This is a genomic window from Chengkuizengella marina (assembly GCF_009910845.1).
GTDB classification, from domain to species: Bacteria; Bacillota; Bacilli; order Paenibacillales; family KCTC-33759; genus Chengkuizengella; species Chengkuizengella marina.
In genome coordinates this window covers 41156-58469 of sequence record NZ_SIJB01000001.1, presented here as the reverse complement: position 1 = coordinate 58469, position 17314 = coordinate 41156, and the positions used below count along the sequence as shown (strand labels likewise).

Below are 17314 nucleotides of genomic sequence, written 5' to 3'. Positions count from 1 at the left end.
GTAAAGAAAAATATATTCATTCTTCAGTACCGTTGCTAGTATATCACAACTAGTTTTTGAAAGCAAAGAAATATAAAATCAAATTACACTTCTCTTTATTTAGACAAAGTGCTTATGTCTGAGCCTTTTAAAGGTTAATGTCACTTTTTTGAGTGTATTGTTTAGCTTTTTTAACATCCTCTTTAATCTGCTCAACTAGAGCTTCAACAGAATTAAACTTTTTTTCATCTCTTAAATAAGATAAAAACTCAACCTTTATTTCTTCATCATAAATATCCCCTGAGAAATCAAAGATATGAGCCTCTAATGTCGGTGTAATATTTTCTTCATAAAATGTTGGTTTAACACCGATATTTAAAACCCCTGTATATACCTTATCCTTGAATGATAATTTTACAACGTAAACACCTTTTTTGGGAAGTACAAAAGGTTCAGTTACTTCTATGTTAGCTGTTGGGAAGCCAATTGTCCTACCTCTGCCATCCCCATGTACTACAGTTCCAGTTATAAAATAATCACGTCCTGTAAATTGTCTAATACAATCAACATTCCCTAAATGTAATTGCTCTCTTATCAAAGTACTGCTTACTTTTTCCCCATTTAAGTTATATGGTTCAACAATTTTTACATTGATTTTACCATCACATATTTTTTTTAAAGTTTCTACTGTTCCACTTCCTCGGTAACCAAATGTAAAATCGAATCCTACAACGATAGTATGTAATTTTAGTGGGAATAAAAACTTGGTTACAAAATCGTCAGAGCTCACTTTTGAAAAGTCTTTATCAAAATGAACGATATACACATAGTCTAAATCTAAGCTATCAAGAAGTTCCATCTTTTTCTGTAGAGGGACAAGATATCTAGAATACTTTGACTGACCTAATACTTCTCTAGGGTGGGGATTAAAAGTCATAATTGATAATGGTAATTGATTTCTTTTTGCAATGTTTCTTGCATTGTCAATAACATACTGATGTCCTAAATGTATACCATCAAAATCACCAATCGCTAAAATCTGCTGTGATTCAGGTAGATTTGGGATTGGAAACTGCAAAGGATAAGATAAATGGATAATTTTCATCATTGTTCACCTACATTAATTAACGATCCTTAAGATTGATTATCTAAAAAAAGCTTGTTTGGAATCACCATTTGATTGATATGGTCTAATTTATAAATTCCGATAAATACATTGTTTTCTGAATATAACCGAATAAGATCTATTTTTGATTCAGGTTTGGACTTTAAATCTGAAAAATTTAATTTTTTTCCAAAGCGAGCATTTTGCAATTGATTATCTTTTATAATAAAACTTGGAAAATGTTGAACGGATTGATCAATGGATATTAATTTATGATTTAGACCATTGCTATCAACCAATTTTTGAATTTCATCTATGGATAAACATTGATTTAAATCAATGTTTCCAGTTGCCGTTCGAACTAAAGAAAGCATAGTAGCTGGAACGTTTAACTTTCTTCCTATGTCTACACATAATGTTCTTATATATGTTCCTTTAGAGCATAACACTCTAAACTTAATTTCTGGATACTTTAGATCTAAATTAAAATCAAGTAAATCAATCTTATGTATCATAACTGTTCTAGCTTTTCTTTCAACTACTTCACCTTTTCTTGCAAATTCATATAACTTTTTCCCGTTAACTTTTATTGCAGAATACATCGGAGGTATTTGTTGAATTTCTCCTATGAAGGCATCCATCGTATCTTCAATTTGATCTATGGTAACATTCATCTGCTCTTCTAATTGTTTTGTCACATTACCTGTCATGTCTTCAGTATCTGTTGAAATACCTAATTTCAGAACCACCTCATATTCTTTAGGGAGAAGCTGAATGTACTCCACGACTCTGGTAGCCTTTCCAATACATAAAGGTAAAACCCCAGTAACTTCCGGGTCTAACGTACCTGTATGACCAATTTTTTTTATTTTTAATATTCCCCTAACTTTTGCAACAACATCATGTGATGTCCAACCTCTTGGTTTTAAAACAGGTAAAACGCCTTCAACATTCATGAAATTTTTTCTCCAACTCGTGTATTACAATTTTAATGACTGTGTCAACTTTTCCTTCTATCAATGCACCAGAAGCTAATATATGTCCGCCTCCATTAAAAAGTTGAGCTACTTCTGCTACATTAACCTTACCAGCTGAACGAAAACTTACCTTCACTTGATTCTCATTCACTTGTTTGAATAATAATCCTACCTCAACACCATAAATATTTCTTGGAATATTTATGAGTCCCTCTAGATCATCTGAAGAAGCATTGGATTGTTTTATATCTTCAATTGTAACGGTCATCCAAGCAATTTGTTTGTTCTTGGCAAAACTTAAAGTAGAAAGTGATTTCTCCAAAAGTGCAAGATGTGATAAGGTGAATTTCTCTAACAACTCTTCAGCATAATAATTTGCATTTACACCATGTTCTAATAACTTAGATGCCAATTTCATTACTTTTGGTGTCGTATTAGAATATCTGAAGCCACCTGTATCTGTAAGCAAACCAGCATACACACATTCTGCAAGCTCTTTAGTCCAAGGAACACTAAGAAATTCAATAACATCATTTAAAACTTCAGTTGTAGAAGCTGAAGTTTCCTGAATGAAATTGAGAATCCCAAAACCATCATTTGTAGGATGATGATCAATGTTTAAAATTTGAACATCATCCGAAAAAATTTGAACTACTTTACCCATTCTTGAATAATCAGCACAATCAACAGAAATAACATATTTATAAGGTTGCCTTAATTTAAAAGATGAATATTTTTTTATTTGATTTGCTCCTTGTAACAAGTGAAACTTTTTAGGAATTTCATTTTCATTCAACATGACAAATTTCTTGTTTAAATGTTGTAAAATTAACCCCATCGCACAAGTTGAGCTAATTGCATCCCCGTCTGGTTGTACGTGGGATACAACTAAAAAATCATCATGATTTTGTATGAATCTCTGTATATCAGATAAAACACCTTCGTCAAAGAGATCACTCATACATTAGCATCCTTATTCATTTCTCTTAACATCTCTTCAATACGATTGCCATATTCAATGGAAGAGTCAATTTTGAAAATCAATTCTGGTATATGTCTAAGTCTAACTCTTTTCCCTAACTCTGAACGAATATATCCACTCGCTTTAGATAAACCCTGCAAAGAATCATCTTTTTCTTTTTCACTACCAAAAATGCTTAGATACACTTTTGCTTGGGATAAATCATTTGTCACTTCGACAGCTGTAACTGTGACAAAACCAACTCTCGGGTCTTTAATATCCGTTTGGAGAATTAAACTTAGCTCTTTTTTGATCTGCTCTCCAATTCGACCTACTCTTATTTTGGCCATATGATCACCTCTCGACAGTTTCCATTACGAATGCTTCAACAATATCCCCTTCTTTAAGATCACTATAGTTCTCTATAGTTAATCCACACTCATAACCTTGAGCTACCTCTTTTGCATCATCTTTAAAACGTTTAAGGGAATCAAGCTGTCCTTCATGAACTACAATCCCCTCTCGAATTAAACGAACTTCAGCATTACGAGACATTTTACCAGAAGTTACCATGCAACCTGCAATTTTACCAACTTTACTGTTTTTAAATATATTTCTCACTTCTGCATGCCCAATGACAACTTCTTTAAATTCCGGATCTAACATCCCTTTCATGGCACTCTCAATCTCTTCAATTGCGTTATAAATGATACGATGTAAACGTACATCTACTTGTTCTTGTTCCGCAGTTGCGATGGCTCTAGGATCAGGTCTAACATTAAATCCTATTATAATAGCATTTGAAGCAGAAGCCAAAATGATATCTGATTCAGTAATCGCTCCAGCTCCAGTATGAATAATCCTCACCCTTACGCCTTCAACATTGATTTTTTCTAAAGAGCCTTTTAATGCTTCAGCAGATCCTTGAACATCTGCTTTGATTATGACAGGAAGCTCCTTTATTTCTCCTTCTTGAATATGTTTGAATAAATCATCTAAAGTAATACGGTTATTCACATTCATTTCTTGTTGTCTTACTTCGTTTGCTCTCTTATCCGCAATTGCTTTAGCTTTTTTCTCTTCTTCAAAAACGATGAAAGGATCTCCAGCTTGTGGAACTTCAGTTAAACCCGTTAATTCTACTGGAGTAGAGGGACCTGCTACTTTAATTCTTCTTCCCTTATCATTTACCATGGCTCTTACTCGACCAAAACATACACCTGCTACGAAAACATTTCCAATTTCCAAAGTCCCTTGTTGAACAAGTACTCTAGCAACAGGTCCTCTTCCTTTATCAAGCTCAGCTTCAATCACAGTACCTCTTGCTCGTTTATTTGGATTTGCTTTAAGTTCTTCAACTTCTGTTACAAGTAAAATCATTTCTAAAAGCTCATCTAAACCTTCTCCTTGTTTAGCAGATACATTTACGAATATGGTGTCTCCACCCCATTCTTCAGGGACTAGATTATACTCCGTAAGTTCTTGTTTTATTTTATCAGGATTTGCTTCTGGTTTATCTATTTTATTCACAGCAACTATAATTGGAACCTCTGCAGCTTTTGCATGATTAATCGCTTCAACTGTTTGTGGCATAACTCCATCATCCGCGGCTACAACTAAAATCGTGATATCTGTTATTTTTGAACCTCTAGCTCTCATTGTTGTGAAAGCTTCATGGCCAGGGGTATCAAGGAAAGTAATTTTTTTATCGTTTCTTTCTACTTGGTAAGCCCCTATATGTTGTGTAATACCACCTGCTTCTCCTTCAGTAACTTTTGTTTTTCTTATAGCGTCTAAAAGAGTTGTTTTTCCGTGATCTACATGACCCATGATTGTGACAACAGCAGGACGCTCTTCTAAATCTTTTTCATCATCAACTTCCTCAATCTCAAATTCATCTTCTTCAACTGGAAGCCTGAGATCAACTTCAACCTTATAATCATCCGCAATGAGTTGAATCGTATCTAAATCAATCTCTTGGTTAATATTCGCCATAACCCCAAGAAATAATAATTTTTTTATCACTTCAGAAACATCTTTATGCAAAAGTTTAGCTAACTCACCTACAGACATATTTCCTCTAACTATGATTTTTTTAGGTGTATTGTCAACTTTCTCTTTAACTTCTACATTGCTATTTTGATTTCTTTTATTCTTACCTTTATAATTTTTAAATCCTCTAGAATTAGGTTGATTTCTTTTCTGCGAAGGTTTGAAATTTCTTGATGAACTATCATTTCTTTTGTTTTGATAACCATTAGTATTGGTGGAAGCCTGTTTAGTTGGTTGGCTAGGTTGTTTGCTTCTATTCGTCTCTGCTGTTTGTGTTTTTTTCATTACATGTTCCTTTTTATCATTATTTGTGACTTGTTTGTTTTGTTTCTCAGGTTGCTTTGAAGATTTTATCTTATTTTGATGTACAACGGCTTTTTCTGGCGCGTTTGTGGATTTCTTTTCTGCAGCATTTTCTTTAATGTTACGGAAAAATTGTTCCACTTTTTTGATGGATTCATCTTCAATTACACTCATGTGATTATTTACTGGAATATCCATCTTTTTTAAAATTGTAATAATTTCTTTACTACTCATGTTTATGGACTTAGCATATTCATAAACTCTAAATTTTTTACTCAATACTCTTCACCTCACATCTCTTTTTCCATACAATTCATGATCATTTTTACAAAACCATCATCAGTAATTGCAATCACTACACGTTCTGCTTCTCCTAGACTTTGACCTAATTGAGAGCGATTATAATATTGGATAAGTGGAACATGATACGAACTGCACTTATCCTTAAATTTTTTAGAAGTATTTTCTGAAGCATCATTCGCAATAATAACTAATTTTGCTTCATTAGATCTAATCTTGTTTAATACTTTCTCCTCACCTGACAAGCATTTACCAGCTCGTTTTGCAAGACCTATATACGATAATATCTTGTTATTATCCATCATGTTCCTCTAATTTCGTGAAGTTTAATTCTAACTGCTCATATATTTCCTGGTCGACTTGATGTTTTAATGCTCTGTCAAGTGCTTTGTTTTTCATAGCTAATTGTGAGCAATTTATAGTTTTACATAGATAAGCCCCTCTACCAGACTTTTTACCTGTTTTGTCAATGATTACTTCATTTTCTGGGGACCTAACGATTCGTACTAGCTCTTTTTTAGTTTTCATTTCTTGGCAAGCAACACATTTTCTCATAGGAATTTTTCGGTTTCGCATAAAATCACCTTATTTCATGAGAATTTACTCAAATGTTAGAAAATCTTCTTGTGCTAAATCGCTATCTTCTTTTGGTCTACCAAACTGCTCAAATGCTTGAGATTCACTTTTGATATCTATTTTCCATCCAGTTAATTTAGCAGCAAGTCTTGCATTCTGGCCTTTGATTCCTATTGCCAGTGATAATTGAAAATCTGGCACGATTACCCTACACATTTTATCTTCTTCTAATATCTGTACCTCAAGCACTTTAGAAGGACTTAACGCATTCGCAACATATTCACTAATGTCTTCAGACCAATAAACAATATCAATTCTTTCACCTTTTAATTCATCTACTATGGTCTGAACTCGCATTCCTTTTTGTCCTACGCATGCACCAACCGAATCAACCTCGGGATTAGGTGAATACACAGCGATTTTAGATCGATATCCTGCTTCTCTTGCTACAGAACGAATTTCTACAATACCGTCATAGATTTCTGGCACCTCTAGTTCAAATAATCTTTTTAACAAACCAGGATGAGTTCTTGACAGCATAATTAAAGGACCTTTAGTTGAATTTTCCACTTTTGTGATGAAAGCTTTTATACGATCACCTTGTTGAAATTTTTCAGTTGGCATAATTTCATTTAGAGGTAATAATCCTTCTACTCTACCCAAATTAATATATATATTTCTTTGATCCATACGTTCTACGATACCCGTTATGATATCTTCTTCTTTGTCAATGAATTCATTAAAAATAAGTCCTCTTTCAGCTTCTCGAATTCTTTGAGTCACGACCTGTTTAGCTGTTTGTGCTGCTATACGACCAAAATCTCTTGGTGTCACTTCAATTTCAACAATATCATCTAAATGGTAATTAGCATTTATAGATCGTGCAGCATCAATAGAAATTTCCATTCTGGGATCAAGTACTTCTTCTACTACAGTCTTTCGTGCAAATACTTTAATCACACCTGATTGTTGATTAATATCCACTCTTACATTTTGTGCGGTATAATTACGTTTGTAACTTGAAATTAATGCTGCTTCAAGTGCTTCAATTAATACCTCCTTACTAATTCCTTTTTCTCTTTCAATTTCAGTTAGAGCTTCAATAAACTCTGCATTCATTTGGAACTAGTCCCTCCTTTCAAAAACTCAATCCTTATATTTAAAAAAGTACGGCAAGTCTGGCACTTGCTACTTTATTTAGTGGTATTTCATGTGTCTTTTTTACTAGTTTTATTTCCAATATTTCATTTTGAAATGAAATCAGTTTTCCTTCAAATTCCTTTAAACCGTCAATAGATTCATATGTAGTAATAAAAACATTTTTATTCACAGCATTTTCAAAGTCTTTAGTTTTTTTTAGTGGACGTTCAGCCCCAGGTGAAGAGACCTCAAGAATGTAGGCTTCTGATATAGGGTCTGATTCATCTAACTTTTGACTAATATATTCACTGATTCGACCACAATCATCAATATCAATACCTCCGTCTTTATCAACATAAATACGTAGATATTTGTTCTCACCTTCTTTGACATACTCTATATCAACTAATTCATACCCTTCTTCTTCTATAAAGTTTTGAATCATATCTTGAACAAGAACTTTTATTTTACTCACTTTGAACCTTGAACCCCCTAAATCAATACGAAATCCCTTTAAATAAAAGGCAAAGAGTGGGTTTCCCCCACTCTTTTCGAATTCGCTATCTCAATTATGAGTAAATTATATCATATTGTGAAATTCCTTACAAGGTTTGCACTAAAATAATGAAAGTTGGTTCGTTTCAGGTAAACCATTAAAGCAACCGAATCCATTCAATGTTTCTACAACCGTTTTAGATACCTTAGTACGTTGCCTAAAATCTTCAATAGATAAAAACTCGCCGTCTTCCCTAGCTTCAACGATATTTTTAGCAGCGTTCACACCAATTCCTTGAATCGCTGAAAATGGAGGGATTAACGAATCTCCATCTATAATATATCTTTCTGCTTTAGACCGGTACAAATTAATGCCTTTAAATGAAAAGCCACGAGCTGTCATTTCTAAAGCCATTTCTAAAATAGAAATCATGCTTTTTTCTTTTGCTGTTGCTTTAAAACCCAGTTCTTCAATTTCATTTAATCTTTTTAGAATTGCGTTATAACCTTGACAAAAAACATCAACATCAAAATCCTCAGTTCGAACAGAAAAGTAAGTCGCATAAAAAGCAATTGGATAATGGACTTTAAAATATACAGTTCTTACAGCTGAAATTACATATGCAGCCGCATGAGCTTTTGGAAACATATACTCAATTTTTAAACATGAGTCTATATACCATTGTGGAATTTTGTGCTCTTTCATCGTTGCAATCCAATCATCCTTTAAACCTTTTCCTTTACGAACACTTTCTGTAATTTGAAACGCAAGACCTGCCTCCAAACCACCCTTATAAATTAAATATAACATGATGTCATCACGACAACCAATCACTGTTTTAATAGAACACGTATTGTTTTTAATAAGTTCTTGGGCATTTCCTAACCAAACCCCTGTACCGTGTGAGAGACCTGATATTTGCAATAAATCAGCAAACGTTGCAGGTTTTGTTTCCTTTAACATTTGTCTTACAAATTTTGTGCCCATTTCAGGAACACCAAATGTACCTACAGGAGATTTTATTTGCTCAGGTGTAACATTTAAAGCATCTGTTGAGTTAAACACACTCATGATCTTTGGATCATTCATAGGTATAGTGGTTGGGTCTACTTCAGTTAAATCCTGTAACATTCTCATCATGGTAGGATCATCATGTCCTAGAATATCTAGTTTCAATAAATTTGCATCAAAGGCATGATAATCAAAATGAGTTGTTTTCCAATCTGCTGATGTATCATCAGCTGGATATTGAACAGGTGTAATATCTTCAACATCAATATAATCAGGTACAACAACAATTCCTCCTGGATGCTGTCCAGTACTACGTTTTACTCCAGTACACCCCGTGCTTAACCTTACGACTTCAGCATTTCTCCAGCTTTTCAGTTTATCATCTTCATATTTCTTTACGAATCCAAATGCCGTTTTCTCTGCTACAGTACCAATCGTTCCAGCACGAAAAACATTTTCTTCTCCAAAAAGCACCTTTGTGTAATGATGAGCATTAGGCTGATATTCTCCAGAGAAATTCAAGTCAATATCAGGAACTTTATCTCCTTTAAATCCTAAAAAGGTTTCAAATGGAATATCCTGACCATCACCCTTTAATAGCCCATCACATTTAGGACACGGTTTATCTTCAATGTCAAATCCACTGCGAATACTTCCATCGGTGTACCAAATACTATGCTTACACTTTTTACATAAGTAATGAGGAGGCAATGGGTTAACCTCAGAAATTCCTAGCATCATGGCTACTACGGAAGAGCCTACTGACCCTCGTGACCCAACAAGATATCCATCTTGATTAGATTTTTTAACTAATTTTTCCGATATTAAATACAATGCAGCAAAACCAGCGTTAATGATAGGAACAAGTTCCTTCTCCAATCTTTCAGTAACTATTTCTGGTAGTTCCTCACCATAAATTTCCTTTGCCGTTGTATAACAGGTATTTCTTATTTCCTCATCAGCTCCTTCGATGATTGGGAAAAAAGGTTTATTAGGAAACAACTCGATATCTTCAAATCGATCAGCCAATTCATTTGTATTTTTTACGACAACTTCATAGGCTTTTTCTTGACCAAGATGTTCAAATTCCCCTAACATTTCTGTCGTTGTTCTAAATTGAACATCAGGCTTTTCCAAATCTTTTAGTGGGCTAAACCCTGTTATACCATGAATCGTAATATCTCTGTTTATTTTCTCTCTTGGCTGAAGATAGTGAACGTTACCTGTAGCAATAACAGGTTTATTCAATTTTTCTCCTAGATTGCATATTCTTTGATTTGCTTCCTCTAAATGCAAACGATGTGTAACTAAACCTTTGTCTATTAGATGTTGATTCACGCCAACTGGTTGTATTTCTAAAACGTCATAAAATTGTGCTACATCCTCTGCTTCTGCAGGAGATTTATTTAATACTGTTTCAAATAATTCACCTTTTTCACAACCCGAGGAAATGATAAGACCTTCCCTGTGATCAATTAATAAACTTTTTGGAATGGTTGCAACTCTATTAAAATATTCAGTATGTGATAATGAAATTAGTTTATATAAGTTTTTCTTCCCTACTAAATTCTTAGCATAAATACAGCAATGAAAAGGTCTTGTTTTTGAGATATCTAATCCAGCATAATCATTAAGTTGGATTACATTTATAATCTCTCTTTGTTTTAATTCTTTAAGTAGATGGACAAAAATATGTTGTAAAGCAATAGTGTCATCAATTGCTCTATGGTGATTGTCTAAGCTGACCTTTAATTTATCAGCTAATGTATTCAATCTATGGTTTTTAAAGTTTGGAAAAAGAAATCTTGCCATTTCTAAAGTATCAATAACGGGATTATTTACCCGTTCCATATTACATTTTTCACATGCTGCTTGAACAAACCCTATGTCAAATCTAGCATTATGAGCGACCAAAATAGAATCTCCAATAAATTCAATAAATTTAGGAAATACTTGTTCAAGATCTGGTGCATCTACTACCATTTCATCCGTAATATTCGTCAATTGGCTTATATTGTAAGGTATTTTTTCGTGCGGATTTACAAATGAGGTAAATCTGTCTATTTCTTCCCCGTTTTTTATTTTTACACCAGCAATTTCAATGATTTTATGATTCGTTACAGATAAACCTGTGGTTTCTAAATCAAAAATAACATATGTAGCATTTTCTAATGATTGATTTGATGGATTCAGAACAATTGGAATCGAGTCATTAATAACATTTGCCTCTACCCCATAAATCATCTTTATATTATTTTTACTAGCTGTCCAAAAAGCTTCCGGAAATGCCTGTACATTGCCATGATCAGTCACAGCAATCGCTTTATGTCCCCACTTTGCTGCAGTTTTTATATAATCACCAATCGAGGTAATTCCATCCATCGTACTCATATTGCTATGAAGATGAAATTCAACACGTTTTTCTTTTTCATGGTCCATTCGCTCAATATTTGCTGGAACAACAATTTCATTTAAATCTACTGGAATCATCGTTAATTCATGTACAGGAAGAAAGGTATCATATTCAACTTTTCCTCTTAACTTTACCCAAACTCCATCTTTTAACAATGATAATTTCTTTACATCTTCCTTTTTCTTTGTAAATATTTTGACTTTTATCGAATCTGTAAAATCAGTTAAAATAAATTGTGATAAGGTTGTACCTGTTTTCAGTTCCCTCACTTCTAAATTAAGCACTGTTCCTTGGATGACCGTTTTTTTCTCTTCATCCTTAATTTGTTGAATGGGTATAGCTTGTTCATCAATCTTTTTCCCAAGTAAAAGCACTAGTTCACCTTTAGGAGTTTCCTCTTCTATTTCTTTTGGCGCTGAATCCAATATAGCTTGAGTTACAGATCGCTCTTCCTCTTCTAATTTTTCTGTAAATCTATCGTATTCTTCAACTCTATTCACATCAATAGAGAATTGAATAGAAAAATTTCTTGTAAAAAAATCATTAAAAAATTGTTTAATGTTATCATCTAGTTTCTTTTTTCTTGCAAGCTCTATTCCTGTTTCATCTAATAAAAAAACATGGATCGTTTGATCATTCACTTCAACCTTTGCTTTACTAAACCAACCATTTACTGATGTCTGTTCTTTTTGAACCCAATCAAGAAACAGTCCCCAATATTCAGAAACTAGCTCTTGGTTAGAAATGGAACTAGAAAAACAAAAGTTAAACCGAATTTTAGCAATATGGGCAAATTTATTTTGAATTTGTTTACAAAATTGTCTATAAACTTTTTGTGGGATCATTTGATCTTTGACAATATGAATATCCCAATCGTTATGATGGCGATTGCAAATTACTTTTTGGATGTATCCATCAGAAAAATAAGAATTCACGATTTCTTGTGGAATTCCTGCTTGTTTCATCAATAATTCAAATCGTGTTCTTTGTTCATTATTGTTTACACTATTTATATCAATATCGTTCGCCCTCCCAATTGCAACAAGCCAGACATAGATTCTTCATCTTTATATCTGGCTTGTTTGAAACTTTCAAAAATGTTAATGCTACTATATTATAATCTATAAACTAATAGGACTTTCCAAATACAACCGTATGTTTTGCAGGTTCTTCACAAACTAAACATTTTCCTTTATGTTCAGTTACAACAGTAGGAATATTTCTACTTGTTGCACCTGTCTCCTCTTTCACTTGATGTTCGCAGACTTCAGATCCACACCAACCAGCTAATACAAATCCTCTTTGTTTTTCCATAATAGCTTTCATCTCATCTATCGTTTCTACTGAATTGAAATGTGAGTTCATAAAACTTTTTGCGTTATCGTACATCTGTTTTTGAATTTCATCCAGCATTTTAGAAACTTCTTCATTTAACTGATCTTGAGGTACAAACTTCTTTTCCCCTGAAATTCGAGATACAAGAACAACTTGTCCTTTTTCCATATCACGAGGTCCAAGTTCAATTCTAATCGGAACCCCTCTCATTTCATACTCATTAAATTTCCAACCAGGACTTTGATCCGTTCGGGTATCCATGCGTACTCTTACACCTGATTGTTTTAACCCATTCATTAATTCCATACTTTTATTTGTTACTTCTTCTCTTTTGCTTGCTGGACCAATAGGAATTATGATCACTTGAGTTGGAGCTACTTTTGGAGGAACAACTAACCCTTTATCATCCCCATGAACCATAATCATTGCACCAATTAACCTTGTACTTACACCCCAAGATGTGGTATATGCATACTGTTGTTTATTATCACGATCTAAATATTGAATATCAAATGCTTTTGAAAAATTAGTACCTAAATAGTGAGAAGTACCTGCTTGAACTGCTTTTCCATCTTTCATCATCGCTTCAATAGAAAAAGTATCGATAGCCCCAGCAAATTTTTCTGAAGGCGTTTTTTGACCTACTATAACTGGTATACTTAAAAAGTCTTCTACAAATTCACGATAAATATCCAACATTTGCATCGTCTCAGCTCTGGCTTCTTCTTCAGTTTCATGAGCAGTATGTCCTTCCTGCCACAAAAATTCGCTCGTTCTTAAAAATGGAAGTGTACGTTTCTCCCAACGAACTACATTCGCCCATTGATTAATTAATACTGGAAGATCTCTATAGGACTGGATCCATTTAGAATACATATGTCCGATCATCGTTTCAGATGTTGGTCTAATTGCCAAACGTTCTTCTAATTGTTCACCTGCAGCTTCTGTAACCCAAGGTAATTCTGGATTAAATCCTTCAACATGTTCTTTTTCTTTTTGGAAAAAGCTCTCTGGAATAAAAAGTGGAAAATATGCGTTTCGATGCCCGGTTTCTTTAAATTTAGAATCAAGCTCCTTTTGCATCATCTCCCAAATCTCAAACCCTTCAGGTTTAAACACGATACAACCTCTAACTGGAGAATAATCCATTAAATCTGCTTTTTTAATCACATCAATGTACCATCTAGAAAAATCCTCTTGTTGAGGCGTAATTTCTCTCACCATTTTTTTGTCCTTAGACATAACAAACCTCCCGAATGAATTAACCTTTAAACAATCTTAATATATCGTTATAGGTAACTGCAATCATAAGTAACATAAGTACAGCAAAACCTATAAAGTGAACCATGCTCTCCCGATTTGGATCGACAGGTTTACCACGCACAGCTTCAATCCCGAAAAACATTAAGCGGCTTCCGTCCAAAGCTGGGAATGGAAGTAAATTGAAAATCCCTAAATATAAACTAATCATCGCCACGAATAAAACTAAGGTATCTACGCCATAACTAACAGCTTCACCAGTCATTTCAGTAATACGTATAGGCCCCCCTAAATCATCCAATGAAAATTGTAAGGTAACCAACATTTTTAAACTAACAAATATTTGTTCCGTAATGTTCCACATCGTTTTAGAAGCATGTGTTATACCCTCAATAATAGAATCAGGGTTTCTTTTCTCTAGCTGAAGCGCTATTCCAACTCTTCCACTCCCAGTTTCATCAGCTTTCGGTGTCACCTGAAGTTGAAGCTCAGACTGATCCCGAGAAACAATCCAATTCATAGGTTGATCTGCTGATTCTGAGATAAGGGTAAGCAATTTCTCATTATCATCAACGCCAATTTTCTGACCGTTTACTTCAATAATAATGTCCCTTGATTGTAGACCACCCATTTCAGCAGGAGAGTCATTTGTAACTTTTCCCACTTGCCAATAGGTTGGGTTATCAACCGTAATCCCACTCATATATATAAAACCTAAAAATAAGAAAAAAGCAAGAATAAAATTCATTACTGGGCCAGCTACTATGACAAGTGCTCTCTGCGCAATCGTTTTACTTCCAAATTGTCTATTCCATGGAGCTATTTGAGTTTCTTTCCCTTTTGTCTCCATCATCGCTTTTTCATGTACAGCTAAATCTTGCAGTTCACCATCAACATCTAATTTGATATTTAATTTATGCTCAAGATCAATACTATCAACAGTCCCAAGAATCACATCTGTTCTTTGATCTAATTGATCTAAATAAATATGAGTCACCTTTTCATTTTCTATTTTAACCGCAATGGTTTGTCCAGGATTAATTTGAACGATTTCTGGATCCTCACCAGCCATACGTACGTACCCGCCCATAGGCAATAAACGAAATGTATATCGAGTTTCATTTCGTTTTACAGATAATAACTTTGGACCAAATCCGATTGCAAATTCTCTGACTAGAATACCTACTCGCTTAGCAAAGTAGAAATGCCCCCACTCATGAATACCTACTAATAAAAAGAACATGAGAAGAGCAATGATAATCACTTCTATAGTCAATAAATTTCCCTCCCTATTTCACTAGTACGTCAACTCCTAAAAAATTGTGACTAGCTCAATTATCCTACAATCATTTTATTAAACTTTTATAAACAGTATGTCCTAAGATTATCATGATTGCAAATGGAAAAACAAGTTGTTCTTAAATGCTGCTAACTAGAGGAAGGAACGTTACAGGCACTTACTCTAGCCCATTTATCTATTTCCAAAAGTTCGTCTAGTTGTGGAAATACCTTTACATCATGTTTTTCTAAAACTTTATATATTATTTTTTCTATGTGCAAAAATTCAATTTCACCTTTTAAAAACCTAGAAACTGCCACTTCATTTGCAGCATTAAAAACGGTGGTTGCTGATCCACCCCTTTTCCCACAATCAAATGCCATTTTTAAACAAGGAAATCGTTCATAATCCATTTGATTAAAGTTCAGTCTACCAAGTAATGTTAAATCTAAAGGTTCGGTTGAAGTTTTTAATCTTCTTGGATAAGTAAGTGCATATTGAATAGGCACCCTCATATCAGGATTACCTAACTGTGCAATAACACTTCGGTCGTTAAACTCTACAAAAGAGTGTACGATGCTTTCAGGGTGGATAACAACATCAATCTTGTCATAAGCAATATCAAATAACCAATGAGCTTCTATCACCTCTAAACCTTTGTTAACCATGGTCGCTGAATCTATCGTAATTTTAGCCCCCATTGACCAATTTGGATGTGATAGTGCTTCCTCTACCGTTACACCCACCAGTTCTTTTCTTGATCGATCTCTAAAGGAACCACCCGAAGCAGTTAAAGTGACTTTTGATATTTCTGAATGAGATTCTCCATTTAAACACTGAAAAATTGCAGAATGCTCACTGTCTATAGGAAGTAAATCTACTCCATGTATTTGTGTTAATTGTTTAATAATATGTCCCGCAGTTACTAACGTTTCCTTATTAGCTAGACCAATATGTTTCCCAGCTTCAATAGCACTTATTGTTGGCTTTAACCCTTGACTACCAACCAATGCATTTACTATAAAAGTGGCATTCGTGTTTGCTGCAACTTCAATTAAACCTTCATCTCCATAAAACACTTCAATAGAAGAAGAAATGAGGGGTTTTAATTGTTCAGCTAAAGATTTGTTCGCAACTGAAACTTTTTTAGGATGGTATGTATTTATTTGTTCTACAAAAAGAGGTAGGTTTGAACCTGCTGCCAAACTTTCAATTATGAAGTCTTCTTTATACATAGAAATGACATCTAATGTTTGAGTCCCTATGGAACCGGTAGACCCTAGTATCGATATATGTTTACTCAAAAAAACACCTCACAAGTCGCTGCTATAAAATATGGAATAAATGAAGTAATGGAAATACAATGATCCAACTATCACAACGGTCTAGAATCCCACCATGTCCAGGTAATATCGTTCCAGAATCCTTAACATCATATACACGTTTATAGGCTGATTGAATGAGGTCACCTAACTGTGAAAAAATAGAAATTGAGATAGCAAGTATGATCGCTTGTTTTAATTCTAATAAATGTGGACTCAAAAATGAGAAAATAATCGCAGAAAGCAAGGTGATAATAATCCCACCAATAGAACCCTCAATTGTTTTCTTAGGACTTATTGAAGGCCACAACGGATGCTTTCCAAAGATTAATCCAGAGAAATAAGCTCCTGAGTCAGTTAACCAAATGGATATAAATATAAATAAAGCCCAAAAGAGCCCATCTTCTAAAAACAATGTGAGTGCCATGTAATGAAATCCGAATCCTATATAAATGGCTCCTAAAAAAAGAAGTGATATTTTTTTAATATCCTGTTTATTTTTTGAGAACACTGAAGTAAGTAAAAACAATAACAGCATACCCCAAATGACCGATTCTAAAGTCAGTGATTCAAATAATGAAATGCCCATTTCCGTCCAAGGCAAAACTAAATAAATAACAAAAACAAACCCTAAAACAGATGAAAATTGACCCACCTTATTTTGAGTTATTCGTACGTATTCGAAATAGCCTATTAATGATAATAATAACATAAACATTGCAAACCAAACATGTCCTAAAAATAAAAAGACCATAAATAGTGCTAATGCTAATGCACCTGTTACAATTCTTTGTATCAAAAAAGC

14 protein-coding genes are annotated in these 17314 nt (G+C 33.8%); all 14 read right to left on the bottom strand.

Annotated elements, in window-relative coordinates:
- Nucleotides 1-127 precede the first annotated feature (127 nt).
- The 14 genes from ERL59_RS00300 to ERL59_RS00235 all read right to left on the bottom strand — a co-directional run bounded on the left by ERL59_RS00300 (nt 128) and on the right by ERL59_RS00235 (nt 17308).
- Nucleotides 128-1084, bottom strand: coding sequence for a bifunctional riboflavin kinase/FAD synthetase (locus ERL59_RS00300; RefSeq protein WP_160643312.1), 957 nt, complete (start codon nt 1082-1084; stop codon nt 128-130).
- 29 nt (nt 1085-1113) lie between these two features.
- Nucleotides 1114-2040, bottom strand: a complete 927-nt coding sequence (truB, locus tag ERL59_RS00295) for a tRNA pseudouridine(55) synthase TruB (protein WP_160643311.1) — start codon at nt 2038-2040, stop codon at nt 1114-1116.
- A complete protein-coding gene (locus ERL59_RS00290; RefSeq protein ID WP_160643309.1) occupies nt 2030-3022 on the bottom strand; it encodes a DHH family phosphoesterase in 993 nt (330 codons plus the stop codon). Before ERL59_RS00290 ends, truB begins: the two co-directional genes overlap by 11 nt.
- The gene (gene rbfA / locus ERL59_RS00285) at nt 3019-3372 is read right to left on the bottom strand and encodes a 30S ribosome-binding factor RbfA (protein WP_160643307.1); all 354 of its coding nucleotides are present in this window, start codon (nt 3370-3372) and stop codon (nt 3019-3021) included. Before rbfA ends, ERL59_RS00290 begins: the two co-directional genes overlap by 4 nt.
- Before the next feature lie 4 nt (nt 3373-3376).
- Nucleotides 3377-5611 (bottom strand): translation initiation factor IF-2, encoded by a 2235-nt coding sequence (gene infB / locus ERL59_RS00280; RefSeq protein WP_235929747.1) that lies wholly within the window; start codon nt 5609-5611, stop codon nt 3377-3379.
- Nucleotides 5612-5667: 56 nt separating this feature from the next.
- Nucleotides 5668-5979, bottom strand: a complete 312-nt coding sequence (locus ERL59_RS00275; RefSeq protein ID WP_160643302.1) for a YlxQ family RNA-binding protein — start codon at nt 5977-5979, stop codon at nt 5668-5670.
- Complete coding sequence (gene rnpM / locus ERL59_RS00270) at nt 5972-6253, bottom strand: RNase P modulator RnpM (protein WP_160643299.1); 282 nt, start codon at nt 6251-6253, stop codon at nt 5972-5974. The genes ERL59_RS00275 and rnpM overlap by 8 nt, the downstream gene beginning before the upstream one ends.
- A 24-nt stretch (nt 6254-6277) precedes the next feature.
- Complete coding sequence (gene nusA / locus ERL59_RS00265; RefSeq protein ID WP_160643297.1) at nt 6278-7372, bottom strand: transcription termination factor NusA; 1095 nt, start codon at nt 7370-7372, stop codon at nt 6278-6280.
- A 40-nt stretch (nt 7373-7412) separates the two neighbouring features.
- Nucleotides 7413-7868, bottom strand: a complete 456-nt coding sequence (gene rimP / locus ERL59_RS00260; RefSeq protein ID WP_328699879.1) for a ribosome maturation factor RimP — start codon at nt 7866-7868, stop codon at nt 7413-7415.
- A 141-nt stretch (nt 7869-8009) separates the two neighbouring features.
- Nucleotides 8010-12326, bottom strand: coding sequence for a PolC-type DNA polymerase III (locus ERL59_RS00255; protein ID WP_160643461.1), 4317 nt, complete (start codon nt 12324-12326; stop codon nt 8010-8012).
- 115 nt (nt 12327-12441) lie between these two features.
- The gene (proS, locus tag ERL59_RS00250; RefSeq protein WP_160643295.1) at nt 12442-13890 is read right to left on the bottom strand and encodes a proline--tRNA ligase; all 1449 of its coding nucleotides are present in this window, start codon (nt 13888-13890) and stop codon (nt 12442-12444) included.
- A gap of 19 nt (nt 13891-13909) precedes the next feature.
- On the bottom strand, nt 13910-15184 hold the full coding sequence (rseP, locus tag ERL59_RS00245; protein WP_268894478.1) for an RIP metalloprotease RseP: 1275 nt from the start codon (nt 15182-15184) through the stop codon (nt 13910-13912).
- A gap of 152 nt (nt 15185-15336) precedes the next feature.
- Nucleotides 15337-16491: a 1-deoxy-D-xylulose-5-phosphate reductoisomerase gene (locus tag ERL59_RS00240; protein WP_160643293.1), complete on the bottom strand. Its 1155-nt coding sequence runs from the start codon at nt 16489-16491 to the stop codon at nt 15337-15339.
- Between the two features lie 22 nt (nt 16492-16513).
- Nucleotides 16514-17308, bottom strand: coding sequence for a phosphatidate cytidylyltransferase (locus ERL59_RS00235; protein WP_160643291.1), 795 nt, complete (start codon nt 17306-17308; stop codon nt 16514-16516).
- Nucleotides 17309-17314: the final 6 nt, after the last annotated feature.

Coding starts and splice junctions, on each gene's coding strand:
- rbfA (WP_160643307.1), bottom strand. CDS start 3,372: ATGGCCAAAATAAGAGTAGGTCGAATTGGAGAGCAGATCAAAAAAGAG.
- nusA (WP_160643297.1), bottom strand. CDS start 7,372: ATGAATGCAGAGTTTATTGAAGCTCTAACTGAAATTGAAAGAGAAAAA.
- proS (WP_160643295.1), bottom strand. CDS start 13,890: ATGTCTAAGGACAAAAAAATGGTGAGAGAAATTACGCCTCAACAAGAG.
- ERL59_RS00275 (WP_160643302.1), bottom strand. CDS start 5,979: ATGGATAATAACAAGATATTATCGTATATAGGTCTTGCAAAACGAGCT.
- ERL59_RS00300 (WP_160643312.1), bottom strand. CDS start 1,084: ATGAAAATTATCCATTTATCTTATCCTTTGCAGTTTCCAATCCCAAAT.
- truB (WP_160643311.1), bottom strand. CDS start 2,040: ATGAATGTTGAAGGCGTTTTACCTGTTTTAAAACCAAGAGGTTGGACA.
- rnpM (WP_160643299.1), bottom strand. CDS start 6,253: ATGCGAAACCGAAAAATTCCTATGAGAAAATGTGTTGCTTGCCAAGAA.
- ERL59_RS00290 (WP_160643309.1), bottom strand. CDS start 3,022: ATGAGTGATCTCTTTGACGAAGGTGTTTTATCTGATATACAGAGATTC.
- infB (WP_235929747.1), bottom strand. CDS start 5,611: ATGAGTAGTAAAGAAATTATTACAATTTTAAAAAAGATGGATATTCCA.